Origin of the sequence: Pseudomonas sp. PB120 (genome assembly GCF_009761815.1) — a bacterium.
Lineage (GTDB): Bacteria > Pseudomonadota > Gammaproteobacteria > Pseudomonadales > Pseudomonadaceae > Aquipseudomonas.
Window position 1 is genome coordinate 1 of the sequence record NZ_RWIN01000143.1, and the last position, 1,526, is coordinate 1,526.

2 protein-coding genes are annotated in these 1,526 nt (G+C 61.4%); both read right to left on the minus strand.

Annotated elements, in window-relative coordinates; translation table 11 throughout:
• Positions 1–87: 87 nt before the first annotated feature.
• Positions 88–834 (minus strand): anti-sigma factor, encoded by a 747-nt coding sequence (locus EJA72_RS26715; protein ID WP_157714872.1) that lies wholly within the window; start codon positions 832–834, stop codon positions 88–90.
• A complete protein-coding gene (locus EJA72_RS26720; protein WP_157714873.1) occupies positions 827–1,339 on the minus strand; it encodes a sigma-70 family RNA polymerase sigma factor in 513 nt (170 codons plus the stop codon). The genes EJA72_RS26715 and EJA72_RS26720 overlap by 8 nt, the downstream gene beginning before the upstream one ends.
• Positions 1,340–1,526 lie beyond the last annotated feature (187 nt).

Genomic DNA, 1,526 nt, shown 5'->3' on the forward strand with positions numbered 1-1,526 from the left:
GATGGTGTGTCAGTCGACACCACTGCGCCTGATACACCATCGCGAGCAAGCTCGCTCCTACAGGGGAATCATCGGTTACCGAAGTGTTCAGGCGCCATTTTTCAGCAACTGACTGAACGCCTCAAGCTCACCTTTCTCCAGATCGGACACCAGCACAAACCGCATATGGTTCTGTTGCCAGGACACCACGTTAAAGCCACGAATCGCCTGAGTCTGCGGCGGCGTATCCGCCTCGGGCGTGGGCAGGATAAACACGTTGATAACGTGCTTGGCCCGCCCGTAACTCAGGGCCGCCGTGGTCTGGTGTTGCAGATAATCCAGGCGCCCACCCAACAGCGGATAGCCCTGCGCCGCGTAATCGAAGACCGGTGGCGAGAAGTCCAGTTTGCCGGTGAACCACGGCTTCACGGTGTGACGGTCCGAGGACACCACATCGTTAAGGTGAGTGCCCATCAACGAGCGCACGTGGCTGGAGACGGCCTCGTCCATCAGCGGTTGTTCGCTAACAGGCGTTGCCACATACAGCACCACCGCGAGGGCCAGGGCCGCCGCTGAAAATGCCGGTGCGAACCAGCTTCGCCAACGCTCGATAGCGCGGGATTTCGATGGGGGTTCGATGGCGCGCAGACTGGCCGTCAGCGACGCAGGGGCCGCGAAATACGGCGCATGGCGCTTCACTCCGGTGACCAACAGCTTCGCCTGCTCATGCGACCGCGCGCACTCGGCGCACCCAGCGACATGCGCGGCCACTTTCGCAGTCATCGCAGGATCAAGTTCCTTGTCCAGATAGCCGTGCATCAGCGTCTGGCAAACCGTGCAGTCAAGTTCATTCATGATCGTGCAACTTCAGTAGTTCGAGCTTGAGCATGGCGCGGGCCCGGGCGAGCCTCGACATGACGGTGCCGATGGGTATGTCGACCACCAGGGCGATGTCCTTGTAGGGCATGTCTTCGAGTTCCTTGAGCACAATCACCTCACGGAACGCCGGCGGCAGAGCGCTCAGGGCTTGCTGGATCAGCGCCGCATTTTCGGTGTGAATGGCCAGCAATTCCGGGGTCTGGCTGTGGCTCAGGGCCCCGTCGTCTTCGCTGATGTCGTCGCCGATCGCGACCCAGTGGCGCCCGGCCGAGGCCTTGAGCCAGGTGTAGCTTTCGTTGCGCACGATGGTCAGGAACCAGGCCTTGGCGTTGCCGTCGGCAAAACGGTGCAGGAACCGAAAGGCGCGCAGCGCACTTTCCTGCACGACATCGCGCGCGGCGCTGTCATTGCCCGTGAGCCAGCGCGCGAGGTTGTAGGCCGCGTCCAGATGGGGCGCAAACAGTTCCTCAAATCGCTTCATGGTGTTTTCCGCACTGTCCCACCCTTGTAACTGTGAATCGCCGGTTTTTATTCCCGGAAAAAAAACTTATTTTCCATAGCTCGACGCAATTCCCCTGTAGCAGCTGCCGAGGCACGAGGCTGCGTTGCGTGTCCGCAGGACCGCCCTCTGGGGGCCGCTGCGCAGCCTGACGCAGCCTCGTGCCTCG

What these genes read in the sequence shown, in the direction of transcription:
- EJA72_RS26715 (WP_157714872.1), bottom strand. Translation starts at nt 834, where the DNA reads ATGAATGAACTTGACTGCACGGTTTGCCAGACGCTGATGCACGGCTAT.
- EJA72_RS26720 (WP_157714873.1), bottom strand. Translation starts at nt 1,339, where the DNA reads ATGAAGCGATTTGAGGAACTGTTTGCGCCCCATCTGGACGCGGCCTAC.